The following is a 14795-nucleotide window of genomic DNA, read 5'->3' on the forward strand; positions in this document are numbered from 1 at the left end:
CGTCTCAGAACTTCAATTGCTGCATGGCCATCATCAGATCGGTGGAGATGCCGACTGTGGTCGGCTGCGCGAAAAGCACGCTGACCGACGTCACTGCCGTCGAGGTCGGGTGAGCGATCTCGTACATGCTGGTGAAGCGGGTCAGGAACTTGCCGAGCTTGTCGGGGTCGGTGAAGTCCTTGATGTCGAGCTTCTGCTCGAACAGCTGCGCCTGCTTGTCGATGTCGGCCGTGGCAAAGGAATCGGGCAGGCCGAGCGCGGTGCGCACCACGCTGGCCAAAGCGGTGTCGGCCAGCACGTCGTACCAGCTGGTGATGTCGGGGGCCTTGCGCTGGAAATAGAGCGCCAGCCGCACGCCTTCATTCGTCTTGCCGGCGTCTTCCTCGAGTGTCTGGCGCATGTACATGTCGACGGTCGGCTGCTGGGCCTGAACATAGGTGGTGGCGTTTTCGCCGTATTGCTCGAAGTTGAAGGCCGAGGCGAGCCCGGCATAGGCCTTGTTTGTCTGCTTGTTGGCGACACTTTCGGGATCGCGCACGCCGCCTTGCAGGACCGACTTGATCAGGTCCTTGTCCTCTGTCGCCGAATCCAGGCCGTACGCGGCAAGCGCGTAGGTGTAGAGCCGGTTGTTCGACATCAGATCGTCGACCGATTTCACCTTGGTGATGTTGGCGAGATAGTAGGTCGTCTCGCCCTTCACATAGTCCGAATTCGGGTCGAGGCCGGCGATCTCGGCCTGGATGGCGTAGTTCTTCGTCACCAGCTGCTGCGCTGGGTTGTAGACGGTCGCATTGGCGCCATCCGCCGCGAAATTGAAAGCCTTGACGAACTGGGCGTAGCGCTTGTCGGTCAGCTTGTTGGCGAAACTGTCGGGGTCGGAAACGCCTTCCTTCAGTGCCTTGACCATGAAGGCTTTGGCATAGTCCATGTTCTCCAGCCCGTAGGCCTTCATGGCATATTTGAACAGGCGGTCATTGTTGACGAAATCGTCGATCGATTTCACCTTGGTGATGTTGGCCAGATAATATTGGGTATCGCGATCGACCATCGGCTGTTTTTCAATCCGGTCGATCGACTTGCTGATGTCTTTGGCAATCAACTGATAGCTGGTGTAGGTATTGAGCAAGGACACGCCTCCGGCCGAAGCTATCCCCGGACAATAACTTCACTTCCTTGCGCGAAGCTGAATCGCGTCCGCTGCCCTCGATTCAAGCCTCACACAAGGCACGGGGACTATCCCTGATCCACGACGTGACATGCGGAAGGACCTGTCGTGGGCATTCTGATTGGACTTGTGGTGACGCTCGGCTGCGTTCTCGGCGGCTTCATGGCCATGGGCGGCCATCTGCACGTGCTGCTGCAGCCCTGGGAAGCGGTGGTCATCTGCGGCGCGGCGCTCGGCACCTTCCTCGTCGCCAATCCGATGAAGACGGTCAAGGACACCGGCAAGGGCATTCTCGAAGCCTTCAAGCAGGCGGTGCCGAAGGAGCGAGATTATCTCGAGACGCTCGGCGTCCTGCACAGCCTGATGCGCGAATTGCGCTCGAAGTCGCGCAGCGAGGTCGAGGCGCATATCGACAATCCGGAAGAGTCGGCGATCTTCCAGGCCTTCCCGACCGTGCTGAAGAACCACGACCTGACGCATTTCATCTGCGACTATTGCCGCATCATCATCATCGGCAATGCCCGCTCGCACGAGATCGAGGCGCTGATGGATGAAGAGATCCAGACGATCCGCAGCGACAAGCTGAAGGCTTACCACGCGATGGTGGCGGTCGGCGACGGCCTGCCGGCGCTGGGCATCGTGGCCGCCGTGCTCGGCGTGGTGAAGGCGATGGGCGCGCTGGACCAGTCGCCGGAAATCCTCGGCGGCCTGATCGGCGCCGCACTCGTCGGAACTTTCCTCGGCATCTTCCTGTCCTATGCGGTGGTCGGTCCGGTCGCCACCAAGATCAAGACGGTGCGCGAAAAAAAGAACCGCCTCTACATCATCGTCAAGCAGACGCTGCTTGCGTATATGAACGGCGCCCTGCCGCAGGTGGCGATCGAATTCGGCCGCAAGACGATCTCCTCCTATGAGCGTCCGACGATCGATGCCGTCGAGCAGAGCACCATGAACGCCGGCTCCGCCGAGAAGAAGGCGGCCTGAGCATGCAGCATCCGAGACAGGGCCGCCTGCCGCCATGACCAGTCCGGCCAGTCCGTCAGAAACGCGGGCCTTGATCATCGAGCGGCTCGTCGGCGACAGCGGCGAGGCGGCGCAGGTGATCGGCGCCGGCCGCGGCATGGCCGAGCGGGCGCTGCCGGTGCTGCAAAAGGCGCTTACCGGCGAGCTCGGCGCGCCTGTGACCGTCGACCTGCAGGCGGTAGAGGTCGGCCGCGTTCCCGAAGCGCGTTCGCGCGCCGGCGATGCCTTCGCGCTGACCGTCGTTTCCTCGCCTTCCTCGGCTGATGCCATGACGCTGGTGATGGATGCGCAGGCGGTCGCCGTCATGGTGAGCGCGCTGTTTGGCGGCGATCCCGACCAGCCGGTCGCGCCGATCGAGCGCGACCTGTCGCAGATCGAAGCCGATGTCGCGACGACCGTGTTCCAGGAGGTCGCGACGGCGCTCAACGGATCCGGCAAACGCTCGCTCGACCTGCGCCTGCCGGTGCCGAGGGCCATGGCCGGCAACGAGGCGAGGCGGCGCGTGCTGCGCGACGGCGCTGCCGTGCGCATCGTCTTTGGCCTTTCCACGCCGTGCGACAGCGGCACGCTCACGGTGATGATCCCGCAGCGCCTGCTGCTTATCTCGCGCGACGGCGCAGCCGCCGCGGGCAAGGATGGCGAGGCCACGGAATTCGACTGGCGGGCCCGCTTCTCCGAAGAGGTGATGCGCTCGACCGTCCGGCTCGAGGCGACCATGCCGCTCGCCAGGCTGACGCTCGGCGACCTTGCCGCGTTTGCGCCCGGCCAAGTGATCGAGTTCGAGGAGAAAGCGCAGCTCAACGCCAGGCTCAGCGCCCGCGACAAGACATTGTTTGTCTGCGAGTTCGGCAAGCTCGGACAGAACTACACCGTCCGCATCAGCCATCCGCATGATGCCGGGCAGGATTTCATCGACGGACTGATGCCGGGCTGACGCCAGGCCCGGGATTTATGGAGACGAAGTATGGCAGCGACAAATGTGGAAGCCGAGGCCGAAACGGAAACCGGCCAACCCAACGAGCAGCTGGATCGCGCTATCGAAGAACTGCGTGGCGTGCTCCGTGAAGAGGAGGGCCGTCCAGATGCCGCGCTTCGGTCGGGGGCCAATTCGTCGATCATCATGACCATTCCGGTCGACGTGCAGATCATCCTCGGCAGCACCGAGATGCCGGTCTCGGAGCTGATGGCGCTGCAGAAAGGCTCCACGGTCGCGCTCAACCGCCGTATCGGCGAGCCGGTCGACGTGGTCGTCAACGGCCGCAAGATTGCGCGCGGCGAGATCACGGTGCTGGAGAGCGATCCGACACGCTTCGGCATCAGGCTCACCGAGATCATCGCCGCGACGAAGAGGGCGTGAGCATGGTCGGCGGGCGGACCAATCGGCAGCGAGGGCAACACGCATGACGACGGCATTGGCGCTCACACGTCCGCAAAAGGCGGCGGCCATACTGGTGGCCATGGGCAAGCCCGCGGCCAGCCGGCTGCTCAAATTCTTCAAGCAGGATGAGCTGAAGGCACTGATCGAGGGCGCGCGTCTCTTACGCACCATCCCGCAGGCCGATCTGGAGCGCATCGTCGCCGAGTTCGAGGCCGAGTTCACCGAGGGCGCGGGCTTGCTCGATTCGGCCGACCGGATGGATACGATCCTCAACGAATCGCTGTCGCCCGAAGAGATGAGCGCCATCATGGGCGAGAGGAAGTTCGAGCCGGTCGCGGAAGGGCCCGCGCCGATCTGGCCGGACCTCGAAAAGCTCGAACCGGCACGGCTGGGCGCCTTCCTTTCCGGCGAGCATCCGCAGACGTCCGCGATGGTGCTTTCGAAGCTGGCGCCGCAGGCTGCCGCCAATATTCTGCTCACCATGGAAAAGCCGATGCGCAGCCAGATCATCAAGCGCATGGTGACGATGGCCAACATCCCGGATTCGGCCTCCCGAATCGTCGAGAACCAGCTGCGCGTGAGCGTGCTGTCGCAAAAGGCCAGCAGAGACACCACGGCCGGGCAGGAACGCGTCGCCAGCATGCTCAACGAGATGGCGAAGCCGGAACTGGACGACCTGATGCAGGACCTGGAGGAAGCCGGCACGCCCGATCTCGCCGGCGTCAAGTCGCGGCTGTTCGCGTTCGACGATCTGCCGCTGCTGCCGCAGAAGGCCCGTGTCCTCCTGTTCGATGGGCTGTCGACCGAACTCGTCACGCTGGCGCTTCGCGGCGCGTCGCCGGAACTGGCCGAATCGGCACTGTCGGCGATCGGCGCGCGCTCGCGCCGCATGATCGAATCCGAACTTGGACAGGGATCGGAAGGCATTGCGCTTGCCGACATCATGGCGGCACGCAAGAGCATATCAAGCGCCGCGATCCGGCTGTCGCGCGAAGGTGCTTTCGAGCTGCCCTCGATGCAGACCGCCACCGCCGCCGAAGCCGCCTGACGATAGTAACCCGGTCAGGACGCCATGGCTGAAGCGGTCGACAAGGACTCCAAAACCGAGGAAGCCACAGAAAAGAAGATCCGCGACACGATCGAACAGGGCAAGCTGCCCCATTCGCGTGAGACCGCGATCTTTGCATCCTTCCTCGCCATCCTGGTTTTCGCGGTCTTCTACGCCAAGGACGCGATCGTCGATCTCGGCATGTTTCTGTCGACATTCCTGGAAAAACCGGAAGCCTGGCCGATGGACACCGAGACCGACGTCATCTCGCTCTACCGGCAGGTGATGACCGAGATCGGCCGCGCCGTGGTCAGCCTGCTGGTGCTCCTGACGGTTGCCGGCATCGGCGCCTCGGTGTTCCAGAACCTGCCGCAGATCGTTGGCGAGCGGATCAGGCCGCAGCTGTCGCGCATCTCGATCGCCAAGGGCTGGAGCCGGATGTTCGGCGTGCAGGGCTGGGTCGAGTTCCTGAAGTCGCTTGCCAAGCTTGGCTTCGCCATCGCGGTGCTGAGCTTCACGCTTTCGCAAGATCATCGCAAGCTGCTTGCCGGCATGATCACCAACCCGATGTCCTTCGGCATGGTTATCCGCGGTATCTTCGTCGACATTTTGGTGGCGATCGTGTTTGTCATGGGCCTGATCGCGGTGGTCGACATCGTCTGGTCGCGTTTCCACTGGCGGCGCGACCTGCGCATGACCAAGCAGGAAGTCAAGGACGAGCTGAAGCAGTCGGAAGGCGATCCGATCGTCAAGTCGCGGCTGCGCTCGCTGGCGCGCGACCGGGCGCGCAAACGCATGATGACGGCGGTGCCGCGCGCGACGCTGGTGATCGCCAACCCGACGCACTTTTCGATCGCGCTGAAATATGTGCGCGGGGAGGATTCCGCTCCCATCGTGCTCGCCAAGGGGCAGGATCTGGTGGCGCTCAAGATCCGCGAGATAGCCAGGGAGAACAACATCCCGATCTTCGAGGACGTGGCGCTCGCGCGCTCCATGTACAAGCAAGTTTCGGTTGATAGCGTGATCCCGTCGCAATTCTACCAGGCGGTCGCCGAATTGGTGCGGATCGTCTACTCGAAGAAGTCCGCCCGCAAGGCAACCCAATGAACGGACGCCGCTAATCCATGGACCGGCAACCACACGCCAATTCCCGCGAGCTGATCGTCGCCAGCGCCATCGAGCCTGTTGTGGGCGAGTTGAGGCTCATCGACGTTGCCGACTATATCGCCTTCATCCGGCTCGAGCATTTCGCCTGCCTGTCGGACCTGGTGGACTCGGCCGCCGAGCTTTACTTCCGGCCGGGCACGCTGCGGCTCGGCCATGGCGGCGAGGCGCATGTCGACTGGAGCGGCAGTCCGCGTATCGTGCTCGATCTCGAGCTGCGGCCGCGCGGCGTGACGGTCTATTTCCAATTGACGCTGACCGAGTGCGGGCCTTCCGTGGTGGTCAACTACGTGTCGTTCGAAAAGCCCGGCGAGACGCCCGAGCACAACACAGCCTTGCTCGAGGACGCCGTAGAGGAGGCCCGCATCCGCAGGACCGAGCCGCTGGCATTTCCCTGATGATTTGATTGTGGCGAGCCGAGCTCGCCGCGTCACCTTTAGCGCTGCATGCGTGACATCACTCGATCAGGCCGAGCCGCAACGCCTTGGCGACCGCCTGGTTGCGGTTGACCGCGTTGAGCTTCTGCGTCGACTGGGTGAGATACTGGTTGGCAGTGTGCACAGAGAGCTTGAGAAGCTTGGCGATCTCTTCGCTGGTGTTGCCGTTGGCGGTCAGCTTCAGGCATTCGAGCTCGCGCTTGGAGATCGAGCGCATCCGGCCGCTGTCGCTGGGGCGGATGCGGGCGACCGCCGCGAACAGCGCGAAGGAGCGCGCGTGGATTTCGCACAACGTGTCGTCGGACAATGCCATCTCGGAGCCCAGGAAGACGACCAGGCCGCATTGACCGCGGTCGGCATGCACGGGAAGGGCGATGCCGTTTGTGCCGGGCGCCAGCGGCGCGGTCGGCTCGGCCCAAGCGAGCGACTGGAAGACCTGGCGCGATCCGGCGATGCCGTCGTCGGCCCACCAGCGCGGCGCGGTCGAGATGCGGCTGTGGCGCACCACATCCTCGCCATTGGCGCCGGAGATGAATTTGGTTGCGACCGCGGTGCTCGGATAGTCGGAATCGAAGCACGCGACGAGGCGAGCGCGTTCCGCCGACGGGCTGACGAAATAGAGCCCGAAGGCCGAGGCATTGATGTCGACCGCGATCCAGCGGCAACGGCGCACGGCATCCGGAATGGTGGCCGCATGATGCGTCTCCGAGCCCAGCGAGAAGGCGCCGAAGGGGTTGCGCTGATCGTTGAAAAGGGCGGCGGCCGCCTCTTTGACCTGTGCGTGCTTCAAATGATGCCGCTCCTGATCGCCGTCGCGATCGCCATCGCGCGGTTCGAGGCCGCGAATTTCTGGATGGCGTGCGTGATGTAGCTGTTGACGGTGTTGGACGAGACGCCGAGGATGAGGGCCACCTCGTCGGTGGTCTTGCCTTCCGAGACCCAGAACAGGCATTCGCGTTCGCGGTCCGACAGCGGGTCCTGCATGGATGCCGCCGCGATAAGCTGCGGAATGCTGGAAAGCGCATAGCAGCATTTGAGCTGTGCCTTCATCAAGGCGGTCAGGTCGATCTTGCCTGCCTCGGCGGCCGAGAACAGCACGAACAGGCGCTGCCGGCCGACATTGAGCCGCAACGAGTAGATTTCGGCATGGCCGAGCACGTCGAGCAGGCGGGCCTCTTCGCCGGTCAGCAATGCGCCGGCGTCGGGCGCGTGCGCCGCAACCAACGGCTTGGGGCGCACTCCGGGCGCCACGGTGAGAGGGCCGAGCGCCAGATTGGCGATCAACCTTTTGCCGATCAGCTCTATGGCGTCGAAGATCCAGTTCGAGGAGACGATGCGCGCGTCGTTGCGGTCCTGGTCATGCACAATGGCGACCAGCATGTAGCTGTCGGCGCCGATGTCGGCCGCTAGCTGCATGAAAAAACCGGTGAGATCGCCGCGGGACGTCAGGTGCGGGCCTGAAGCATCGGGTTGGAGAAGCGCGGCGGGACTGCTCATTTTAATTCTTGGATTCTTGCCGGAATCGATCCTTGTGCCCGGTGCTGGCGAAGCCAGCGGCCGGACCCCGAAACGCGTCACGTTTACGAAGACACACTCACGGGCGCGAACGGCGCCCAACCGCGCCGAATCCCTCTAGGGAACGCGAAACCGTCCGCGTCTGGTGCCGGCCTGGCGCCGGAACTTGAGACTTTGGGTGGTCGCCGCGCCCCCCATGGACCGGCTGATTCGGGTCTAATCTACCCGCAGATGAATCCGACATCAAACGCGATTTGACAAAATCGAATCCGATGGACTCGCGTTGCGACTCAGCGGCCGATCTTCGCGTTGCTTGGCGATGATCTCAAAGTCGAATTGAGCCGATGATTTCCCGGCCGGGTCGCAAAAAAAGACGCCCCCGGTTGCATTCGGGGGCGTCTGCCTTTCGGTCGAATTGCGCTTTAGCGATCCTCGAATCCGGTCAACACACCGACGGCGTTGATGCCGATCTCTTCCACGGCATAGCCGCCTTCCATGACGAAGAGCGTCGGTAGACCGAGCTTGGCGACGCGACGGCCGATCTTGGGGTAATCCTCGCTCTTCAGCTTGAACTGGCTGATCGGGTCCTTCTCGAAGGTGTCGACGCCGAGCGACACGATGACGATGTCGGGCGCGTAGGCCGCGAGCCTGGCGCAGGCATCCTCCAGCGATGCGCTCCAGCCGTCCCAGTTGGTGCCGAAGGGCATTGGATAGTTGACGTTGAAACCCTCGCCTTCGCCTTCGCCGCGCTCGTCAGCGTGGCCGAGGAAGAAGGGATACTCGACCATCGGGTCGCCATGCAGGTTGAGGACCTGGATGTCGCCGCGGCGATAGAAGATCTCCTGCGTGCCGTTGCCGTGATGGTAGTCGACATCGAGGATCGACACGCGCCTGGCGCCCTGGTCGCGGAACCATTGCGCGGCAACGGCGGCGTTGTTGATGAAGCAATAGCCGCCCATGAAGGCGGCACCCGCATGATGGCCTGGCGGCCGGCAAAGCGCGAAGGCGGTGCGCTCGCCGCCCTTGACGAGGGCGGCGGCGGTCAGGGCGACGTCATAGGAGGACTTGATCGCCGCCCAGGTGCCCTCGACGAAGGTGGCGCCGGCATCGAAAGAGTAATAGCCGAGCAAGGCATCGATGCGCTTCGGCGGCACGTCGCCGCGCAGGCCGCGCGTCGGCCAGGTGAAGCCCATGGCCGAGCCTGTGAAACCGGCGGCGACCCATTCCGGCCAGACCGTCGGCAGGAAATCGATGTAGCGGGCGTCATGCACGCGCTTGGCGGCGCCGAGGTCGTGCTCGACCGGCGCAATGATGGGCCCGAGCTTCTCGCTCTCCACCCGTGCCTTGATGAATTCGGCCCGCGACGGTTTCTCGAAGCCGGGCACGATGGCCGATGTGACCAGTTCCATCTGGCCTGAATGACCGGCGTGAAGTGGCGAAAAGACAGTCTTCATGGAATTCCCCTGGAGTGCGAATCGGTTGGAGGTGCGAAGTCAATCGAGGTTGAGATAGGGGGTCACGAGAGCCAGCCACATGGCTTCCACATCGTCCTCGATGAGGTCGAATGTCTTGCGATCCCGCTTCAGTCCAACAAGCCTGCAGGCGTGCCCGACCTCCATCATCACCAGGCCCAGCCGCTTGGCGGTCTTTTCCTCAAGCGCCGGGTTCACATGCTGCAGCCAGGCTGCGTAGAGGGCGATGATGTCCTTGTCGTATCCGTCCTGGATCGGCCTCAGGTCGGCGTTGCCGGAAATGGCCTCGATCACCGGCATCAGGGTCGCGTTTTCGAGATAGATCCGCGACGTGTCGATAAAGAGCTTGCGCACTTCGCGGCGAAACTCTTCGCGGTTGGTGGGTGGGGCGACTTTGATGCGCTTGGCGATCACCTCGGGAAAGGACGACAGCCAGCGCCTGCCGAGTTCGAGAAGGATGGCTTCCTTGTTGGGGAAATATTGGTAGACCGAACCGACTGACAGGCCCGCGCGCTGCGCGATGGCGAGCGTCGTCGGGGTCTTGGTTCCTTGCTCGCGGGTCAGGATCAGCGCTGCGTCGAGAATCCTGTCGACCACCTTGCTCGACCGTTGCTGCCGCGGCTGCTTGCGCGGTTCGAGCGCTATTTTGGTCTTGCGGTCGAGACTGCGCTTCACTGCCCGTTGCCCCCGTTCCCCGCTCGGCCTCACCATCGGCGCGCGGTGCAGTCCACTATACATGCCAAATTCCGGCTGTTGACAAACGCGAATAAACAGTCGCATTCTTTATCCACGCTGTCTTCAACGATAACAAGGGGAATTTCGGAGACGGCGCATCGGCATCGACTTTCGTCCATGGCGTCGCACCGAGTGGAGCGGCTGCTCGTCGGGCATGGCGTTGTCGGTCCCTCAGCAAAATGTGGAGTCGCGATGTCGGTTGGTGGTGCGGATCTGATTGTCGTCAACGGCCGTGTGCTGACCATGGACGACGACAATCCCGCCGCTGAGGCTGTTGCCGTCAAGGACGGCGTCATCATCGCCATCGGCAACCGGGCTTCCATCGAAGAACTCAAAGGACCGGCGACAAAGGTTGTCGACGCCCAGGGCGGCTCGGTGCTGCCGGGTTTCATCGAGGCGCATATGCACCTCTTCGGCGGCGCGGCCGAGCTCGACAACCTGCATCTGGCGGGCGTGCATGGCTTCGACGCGCTGCGCGACGCGATCCAGGATTTCGCCGCGAAGCGTCCGGACGCCAGGCTGCTTATAGGCGCCGGCGTCGACTACGCCATCCTACCGGAGCCGGTGACGCGCCACGATCTCGACCGCATCATTCCCGACCGGCCTTTCGTCATGTCGGCGTCCGACCATCACACGATGTGGGCGAACACCAAGGCGCTGGAAGAGGCCGGCCTGCTCAATGGCAGGCAAGTCGGGCAAGGCAACGAGGTCGTCATGGGCGCCGACGGACTTGCCGCCGGCGAGCTGCGCGAGGGCGAGGCCTTCGGGCCGGTCCTCGATCACTACGGAGCGAACCGGACACGGCTTGGCCTCGAAGGCGCCGAACCGGATCCTTATCCTTCCGCGGAGGAGCTGGCGGCCGATCGCGACCTGATGCATCGTGGCCTTGAATGGTGCGCCAAGTACGGCATCACCTCGATCCAGAACATGGACGGCAACCTCTACCAGCTTGAGCTGCTGGCCGGTCTGGAGAACGAGGGAAGGTTGCTTTGCCGTACCAAAATCCCGTTCCACTTCAAGAACTTCATGAAGCTGGACATGCTGGAAAAAGCCTCGAGCATGGCCGCGACCTACAAGTCCGAATGGCTGTCGTCGGGTATGGTCAAGGTCTTCTATGACGGCGTGCTGGACTCCTGGACGGCGGTGATGGTCGACGACTATGCCGACCGTCCCGGCTGGCGCGGCGAGCCGCTGTTTTCGCCTGAGCATTTCGCCGAGGTCGCGGTCGAGGCCGACAGGCGCGGCCTGCAGATCGCCGTGCATTCGATCGGCGATGGCGCCGTGCGCGCGGTGCTCGATGGCTATCAGGCGGCGGCGAAGAGGAACGGCAGGCGCGACAGCCGCCACCGCATCGAGCATATCGAGGTGATCACGGCCCCCGACGTGCCGCGCTTCGCCGAACTTGGCGTTCTGGCTTCGATGCAGCCGGCGCATCCGCCGGGCGCGCTGAATTTCCCGATGGAGCCGACAATCTCGCGCATCGGCCGTGACAAGTGGCCGCTAAGCTATGCCTGGCGCACGCTGAAAAATGCCGGCGCGCGCGTGGTGTTCGCGTCCGACTGGCCGGTCTCGCCGATCGATCCGATCCTGTCCATCCAGGCGGCGGTCATGCGCAAACCTTGGGCAGAAGGGATGCCGGACCAGAGCTTCTCCCTGCATGAAGCAATAGAGGGCTACACGGTCGAGGGCGCCTATGCGGAGTTCATGGAAGATCGCAAAGGTCGGCTGAAAACCGGCTACCTCGGCGATATCGTCGTCTTGTCGGCCGATATCGAGGCGACGGCGCCGGAAGCGCTGCACACGGTGCGCCCGGTCGCCACCATTTGTGGCGGCAAGATCACCTACCAGGCCTGAGGTGTGGCATGGGAATTGCGTTTGAAAATCAGGTAGCAGCTCCGCAGTTGCCAAGCCGCCCGGCTTATGGTGACAATCAAACAGGAACACACCTGCCGGAAAGAGCAGGCTCTCTCAATGGGGTAATCGTGCCGGAACAACCGGGTAAGAACGCGATCGAAGTTCGCGGTGTTCGCAAGGTCTTCGGAACCGGCGAAAACCAGGTAGCCGCCCTCGACACGGTGTCGGTGTCGATCCGCGAGAACGAATTTTTCACACTGCTCGGCCCGTCTGGATGCGGAAAGACGACGCTGCTGAGATTGATCGCCGGCTTCGATTTCCCGACCGCCGGCGAGATCCTGCTACACCGCCAGGACATCGCGCCGCTGCCACCCTTCAAACGCCCGGTCAACACCGTCTTCCAGAGCTATGCGCTGTTCCCGCATATGACCGTGGCGCAGAATATCGGCTTCGGCCTGGAAATGCTCGGCAAGCCGAAAGCCGAGATCGAGGCCCGCGTCGCCCAGATGCTGAAGCTGGTCAAGATGGAGGCGTTGAAGGCGCGCCGCACCAGCCAGATTTCCGGCGGCCAGCAGCAGCGCGTGGCACTGGCCCGCGCGCTGGCGCCGCAGCCGAAGGTGCTTCTGCTCGACGAGCCGCTGTCGGCGCTCGACTACAAGCTGCGCAAGGAAATGCAGATCGAGTTGAAGCGGCTGCAGCACGAGACCGGCATCACCTTCATCTTCGTCACCCACGACCAGGAAGAAGCGCTGACCATGTCCGACCGCATCGCGGTGATGTCGGCCGGCAAGATCCTGCAGGTCGGCACGCCGCGCGACATCTATGACCGGCCGGCCGAACGCTTCGTCGCCGACTTCATCGGCGAGACGAACTTTCTGCCGGGCACGGTGGTGTCGAAGCAGGCCGGCGTGGCGACGGTCAAATTCGCCGGCGACGCGACGATCAGCGCCGGTTATCCGGAAGGCTTCGATCCGACCGGCGAGGTGACGCTGGTGGTGCGTCCCGAGCATGCCGACCTGGTGCCCGATCCGGCCAAGGGAACGATCGCCGGCACGCTCGCCAACATCGTCTATTTCGGCACCGACACCCACTATCATGTGAAGTTGGATGGCGGCGGCGAGAACTTCATCGTGCGCCATCAGAACAGCCGCTCGTCGCCGGTGACCTTTGCCACGGGCGCCAAGGTCGGCATCCAGTTCGAGGAGGACGCCGCCCGCGTCCTGAAAGACTGATGACGACAGCCGCGCTCTCCCCGACCATGATCTCCAAGGCCGCGCTGTTCGAAGCCCAGGCCGTGAAGACCAGCGCACGACGGAACCGGCTCCTGTCGCTGCCGGCGCTGATCATCATCGGCATATTCGGCGTGCTGCCGCTGATCATCATCTGCGTCTATTCGTTCCTCGTCGCCGCGCCCTATGGCGGCGTGCAGTGGCAGTTCTCGACCGACGCCTATCTGAACTTCCTGTTCCAGCGCGACATTTTCGACGACACGCTGCAGTTCACGCCGGACTTCCTGATCATCTACCTGCGCTCGTTCCTGTTCGCGGTGGTGACAACGGTGATCTGCCTGCTGCTCGGTTTTCCGACCGCCTATTTCATGGCGACGCGGCCGCCGGCGCAGCGCAACTGGTGGGTGCTTCTGATCACTATCCCGTTCTGGTCGAACCTTCTGGTCCGCACGCTGGCGATCATGTTCATCATCCGTGACGAGGGCCTGATCAACAACGCGCTGATCGGGCTCGGCGTGATCGATAAGCCGATCACCATGCTCTACACCAACTTCGCCATCCAGCTCGGCCTGCTCTACGCCTTCCTGCCGTTCATGGTGCTGCCGCTCTATTCGAGCCTGGAGAAACTCGATTTCCGGTTGATCGAAGCAGCCTATGACCTCTATGCGACGCGCCGGCAAGTGCTGTGGCGGGTGATCATTCCGCTGTCCAAGCCCGGCATCATCGCCGGATGCCTGCTCGTCTTCATCCCGGCGCTCGGCGCCTATGTGACGCCACTCATCCTCGGCGGCGGCATCCACCTGATGATCGGCGACCTGATCGCGCAGCAATTCGGATCGGGGCGCAACTGGCCGCTCGGCTGCGCGCAGGCGCTGATCCTCATGGCCGCCGTGCTGGTCGCGCTCTACTTCTATGTCCGCAACACGTCGGGCAAGGTGCAGCATGGCTGAGCCCCGCGTCATGGATATCAAGGACCAGCCGGGCTTCCGCACGATCGCCGTCATCTGCCTGCTGGTGCTCTATGTGCCGGTGCTGATCCTGATGATCTTCTCGCTCAACAGCGGCTCGCTGGTCACGCATTGGGAAGGCGTCACGCTCGGCTGGTACGGCACCGCGTTCCTCAACGAGGAATTCCATGCCGCGGCGAGGAACACGCTGATCATCTCGGTGACCGCGACGATCGTCTCGACGATCTGCGCAACGCTGGCGGCGATCGGAATGACCCGGGTGAAGCCGTGGCGCGGGCTGGCGGCGGCCTTCATGGTCATCAACCTGCCGCTGATGGTGCCCGAGATCATCACGGCGGTGGCGACGCTCTCCTTCTTCGCGTTGATAGCCGGTGCGTTCGGGCTGAACTTCGGCATCGGCAATCTGATCCTCGCCCATACCGTTTTCTGCATTCCCTTCGCCTATATGCCGATTCGGGCGCGGCTGGAGGACATGGACCTGACGCTGGAATATGCGGCGGCCGATCTTTACGCCACGCCGTGGAACGCCTTCAGACGCATCACGCTGCCGCTGTTGGTTCCCGGCATCATGTCGGGCGCAGCACTCGCCTTCATCGTGTCCTTCGACGATTTCACCATCACACAGCTCGTCGCCGGTCCCGGCCAGACGACGCTGCCCCTCTATATCTGGAACCAGATCCGGCGGCCGATGACGCCCGAGATCAACGCCATCTCCACCATTCTGCTCATGGTGTCGATCCTGTTCGTCTCGGTCTCGTTCCTGATTGCGCGCCGACGCGCCAAATGAGCTCCAACACACAACAATGG

Annotated in this window: 15 protein-coding genes; 10 read left to right on the forward strand and 5 right to left on the reverse strand. The window is 63.3% G+C overall.

Translation table 11 applies throughout. The features are described 5' to 3' along the window. Window positions 1-4: 4 nt before the first annotated feature. Entirely contained in the window at window positions 5-1126 is a 1122-nt protein-coding gene (locus tag EN862_RS02785) for a DUF1217 domain-containing protein (RefSeq protein ID WP_127864341.1), read from the reverse strand. A gap of 147 nt (window positions 1127-1273) precedes the next feature. Here EN862_RS02785 and motA point away from each other — a divergent pair, with 147 nt between their 5' ends. The 6 genes from motA to EN862_RS02815 are packed head-to-tail and all read left to right on the forward strand — an operon-like array spanning window position 1274 to window position 6176. After that, window positions 1274-2149 carry a flagellar motor stator protein MotA gene (gene motA / locus EN862_RS02790; protein WP_127864342.1) on the forward strand — a complete coding sequence of 292 codons (876 nt, stop codon included), beginning with the start codon at window positions 1274-1276 and terminating at the stop codon, window positions 2147-2149. A 34-nt stretch (window positions 2150-2183) separates the two neighbouring features. After that, on the forward strand, window positions 2184-3122 hold the full coding sequence (locus EN862_RS02795; RefSeq protein WP_127864343.1) for a FliM/FliN family flagellar motor switch protein: 939 nt from the start codon (window positions 2184-2186) through the stop codon (window positions 3120-3122). Between the two features lie 30 nt (window positions 3123-3152). Continuing rightward, a complete protein-coding gene (gene fliN / locus EN862_RS02800; protein WP_127864344.1) occupies window positions 3153-3545 on the forward strand; it encodes a flagellar motor switch protein FliN in 393 nt (130 codons plus the stop codon). A gap of 43 nt (window positions 3546-3588) precedes the next feature. Then, complete coding sequence (locus EN862_RS02805) at window positions 3589-4614, forward strand: flagellar motor switch protein FliG (RefSeq protein ID WP_127864345.1); 1026 nt, start codon at window positions 3589-3591, stop codon at window positions 4612-4614. A 24-nt stretch (window positions 4615-4638) separates the two neighbouring features. Continuing rightward, window positions 4639-5721: a flagellar biosynthesis protein FlhB gene (gene flhB, locus EN862_RS02810; RefSeq protein ID WP_127864346.1), complete on the forward strand. Its 1083-nt coding sequence runs from the start codon at window positions 4639-4641 to the stop codon at window positions 5719-5721. Between the two features lie 17 nt (window positions 5722-5738). Then, on the forward strand, window positions 5739-6176 hold the full coding sequence (locus EN862_RS02815; protein ID WP_127864347.1) for a hypothetical protein: 438 nt from the start codon (window positions 5739-5741) through the stop codon (window positions 6174-6176). 58 nt (window positions 6177-6234) lie between these two features. Here EN862_RS02815 and EN862_RS02820 read toward each other — a convergent pair whose 3' ends face one another. The 4 genes from EN862_RS02820 to EN862_RS02835 all read right to left on the reverse strand — a co-directional run bounded on the left by EN862_RS02820 (window position 6235) and on the right by EN862_RS02835 (window position 9940). Continuing rightward, complete coding sequence (locus tag EN862_RS02820; RefSeq protein ID WP_127864348.1) at window positions 6235-7005, reverse strand: helix-turn-helix transcriptional regulator; 771 nt, start codon at window positions 7003-7005, stop codon at window positions 6235-6237. Next, entirely contained in the window at window positions 7002-7712 is a 711-nt protein-coding gene (locus tag EN862_RS02825; protein WP_042640446.1) for a helix-turn-helix transcriptional regulator, read from the reverse strand. Before EN862_RS02825 ends, EN862_RS02820 begins: the two co-directional genes overlap by 4 nt. A gap of 440 nt (window positions 7713-8152) precedes the next feature. Continuing rightward, window positions 8153-9184, reverse strand: coding sequence for a histone deacetylase family protein (locus tag EN862_RS02830; RefSeq protein ID WP_127864349.1), 1032 nt, complete (start codon window positions 9182-9184; stop codon window positions 8153-8155). Window positions 9185-9223: 39 nt separating this feature from the next. Then, window positions 9224-9940, reverse strand: a complete 717-nt coding sequence (locus EN862_RS02835; protein ID WP_245519483.1) for a TetR/AcrR family transcriptional regulator — start codon at window positions 9938-9940, stop codon at window positions 9224-9226. 189 nt (window positions 9941-10129) lie between these two features. On the opposite strand from EN862_RS02835, the gene EN862_RS02840 reads away from it, so the two are divergent. From EN862_RS02840 to EN862_RS02855, 4 genes are all read left to right on the forward strand, one after another. Continuing rightward, the gene (locus tag EN862_RS02840; protein ID WP_127864350.1) at window positions 10130-11791 is read left to right on the forward strand and encodes an amidohydrolase; all 1662 of its coding nucleotides are present in this window, start codon (window positions 10130-10132) and stop codon (window positions 11789-11791) included. Between the two features lie 128 nt (window positions 11792-11919). After that, window positions 11920-13023, forward strand: coding sequence for an ABC transporter ATP-binding protein (locus EN862_RS02845; protein ID WP_127864351.1), 1104 nt, complete (start codon window positions 11920-11922; stop codon window positions 13021-13023). Further along, entirely contained in the window at window positions 13023-13970 is a 948-nt protein-coding gene (locus EN862_RS02850; protein WP_127864352.1) for an ABC transporter permease, read from the forward strand. Before EN862_RS02845 ends, EN862_RS02850 begins: the two co-directional genes overlap by 1 nt. Then, window positions 13963-14775 (forward strand): ABC transporter permease, encoded by an 813-nt coding sequence (locus EN862_RS02855; protein WP_127864353.1) that lies wholly within the window; start codon window positions 13963-13965, stop codon window positions 14773-14775. Before EN862_RS02850 ends, EN862_RS02855 begins: the two co-directional genes overlap by 8 nt. The last annotated feature ends 20 nt before the right edge of the window (window positions 14776-14795 follow it).

Source organism: Mesorhizobium sp. M2E.F.Ca.ET.219.01.1.1 (assembly GCF_004016445.2).
Lineage (GTDB): Bacteria > Pseudomonadota > Alphaproteobacteria > Rhizobiales > Rhizobiaceae > Mesorhizobium.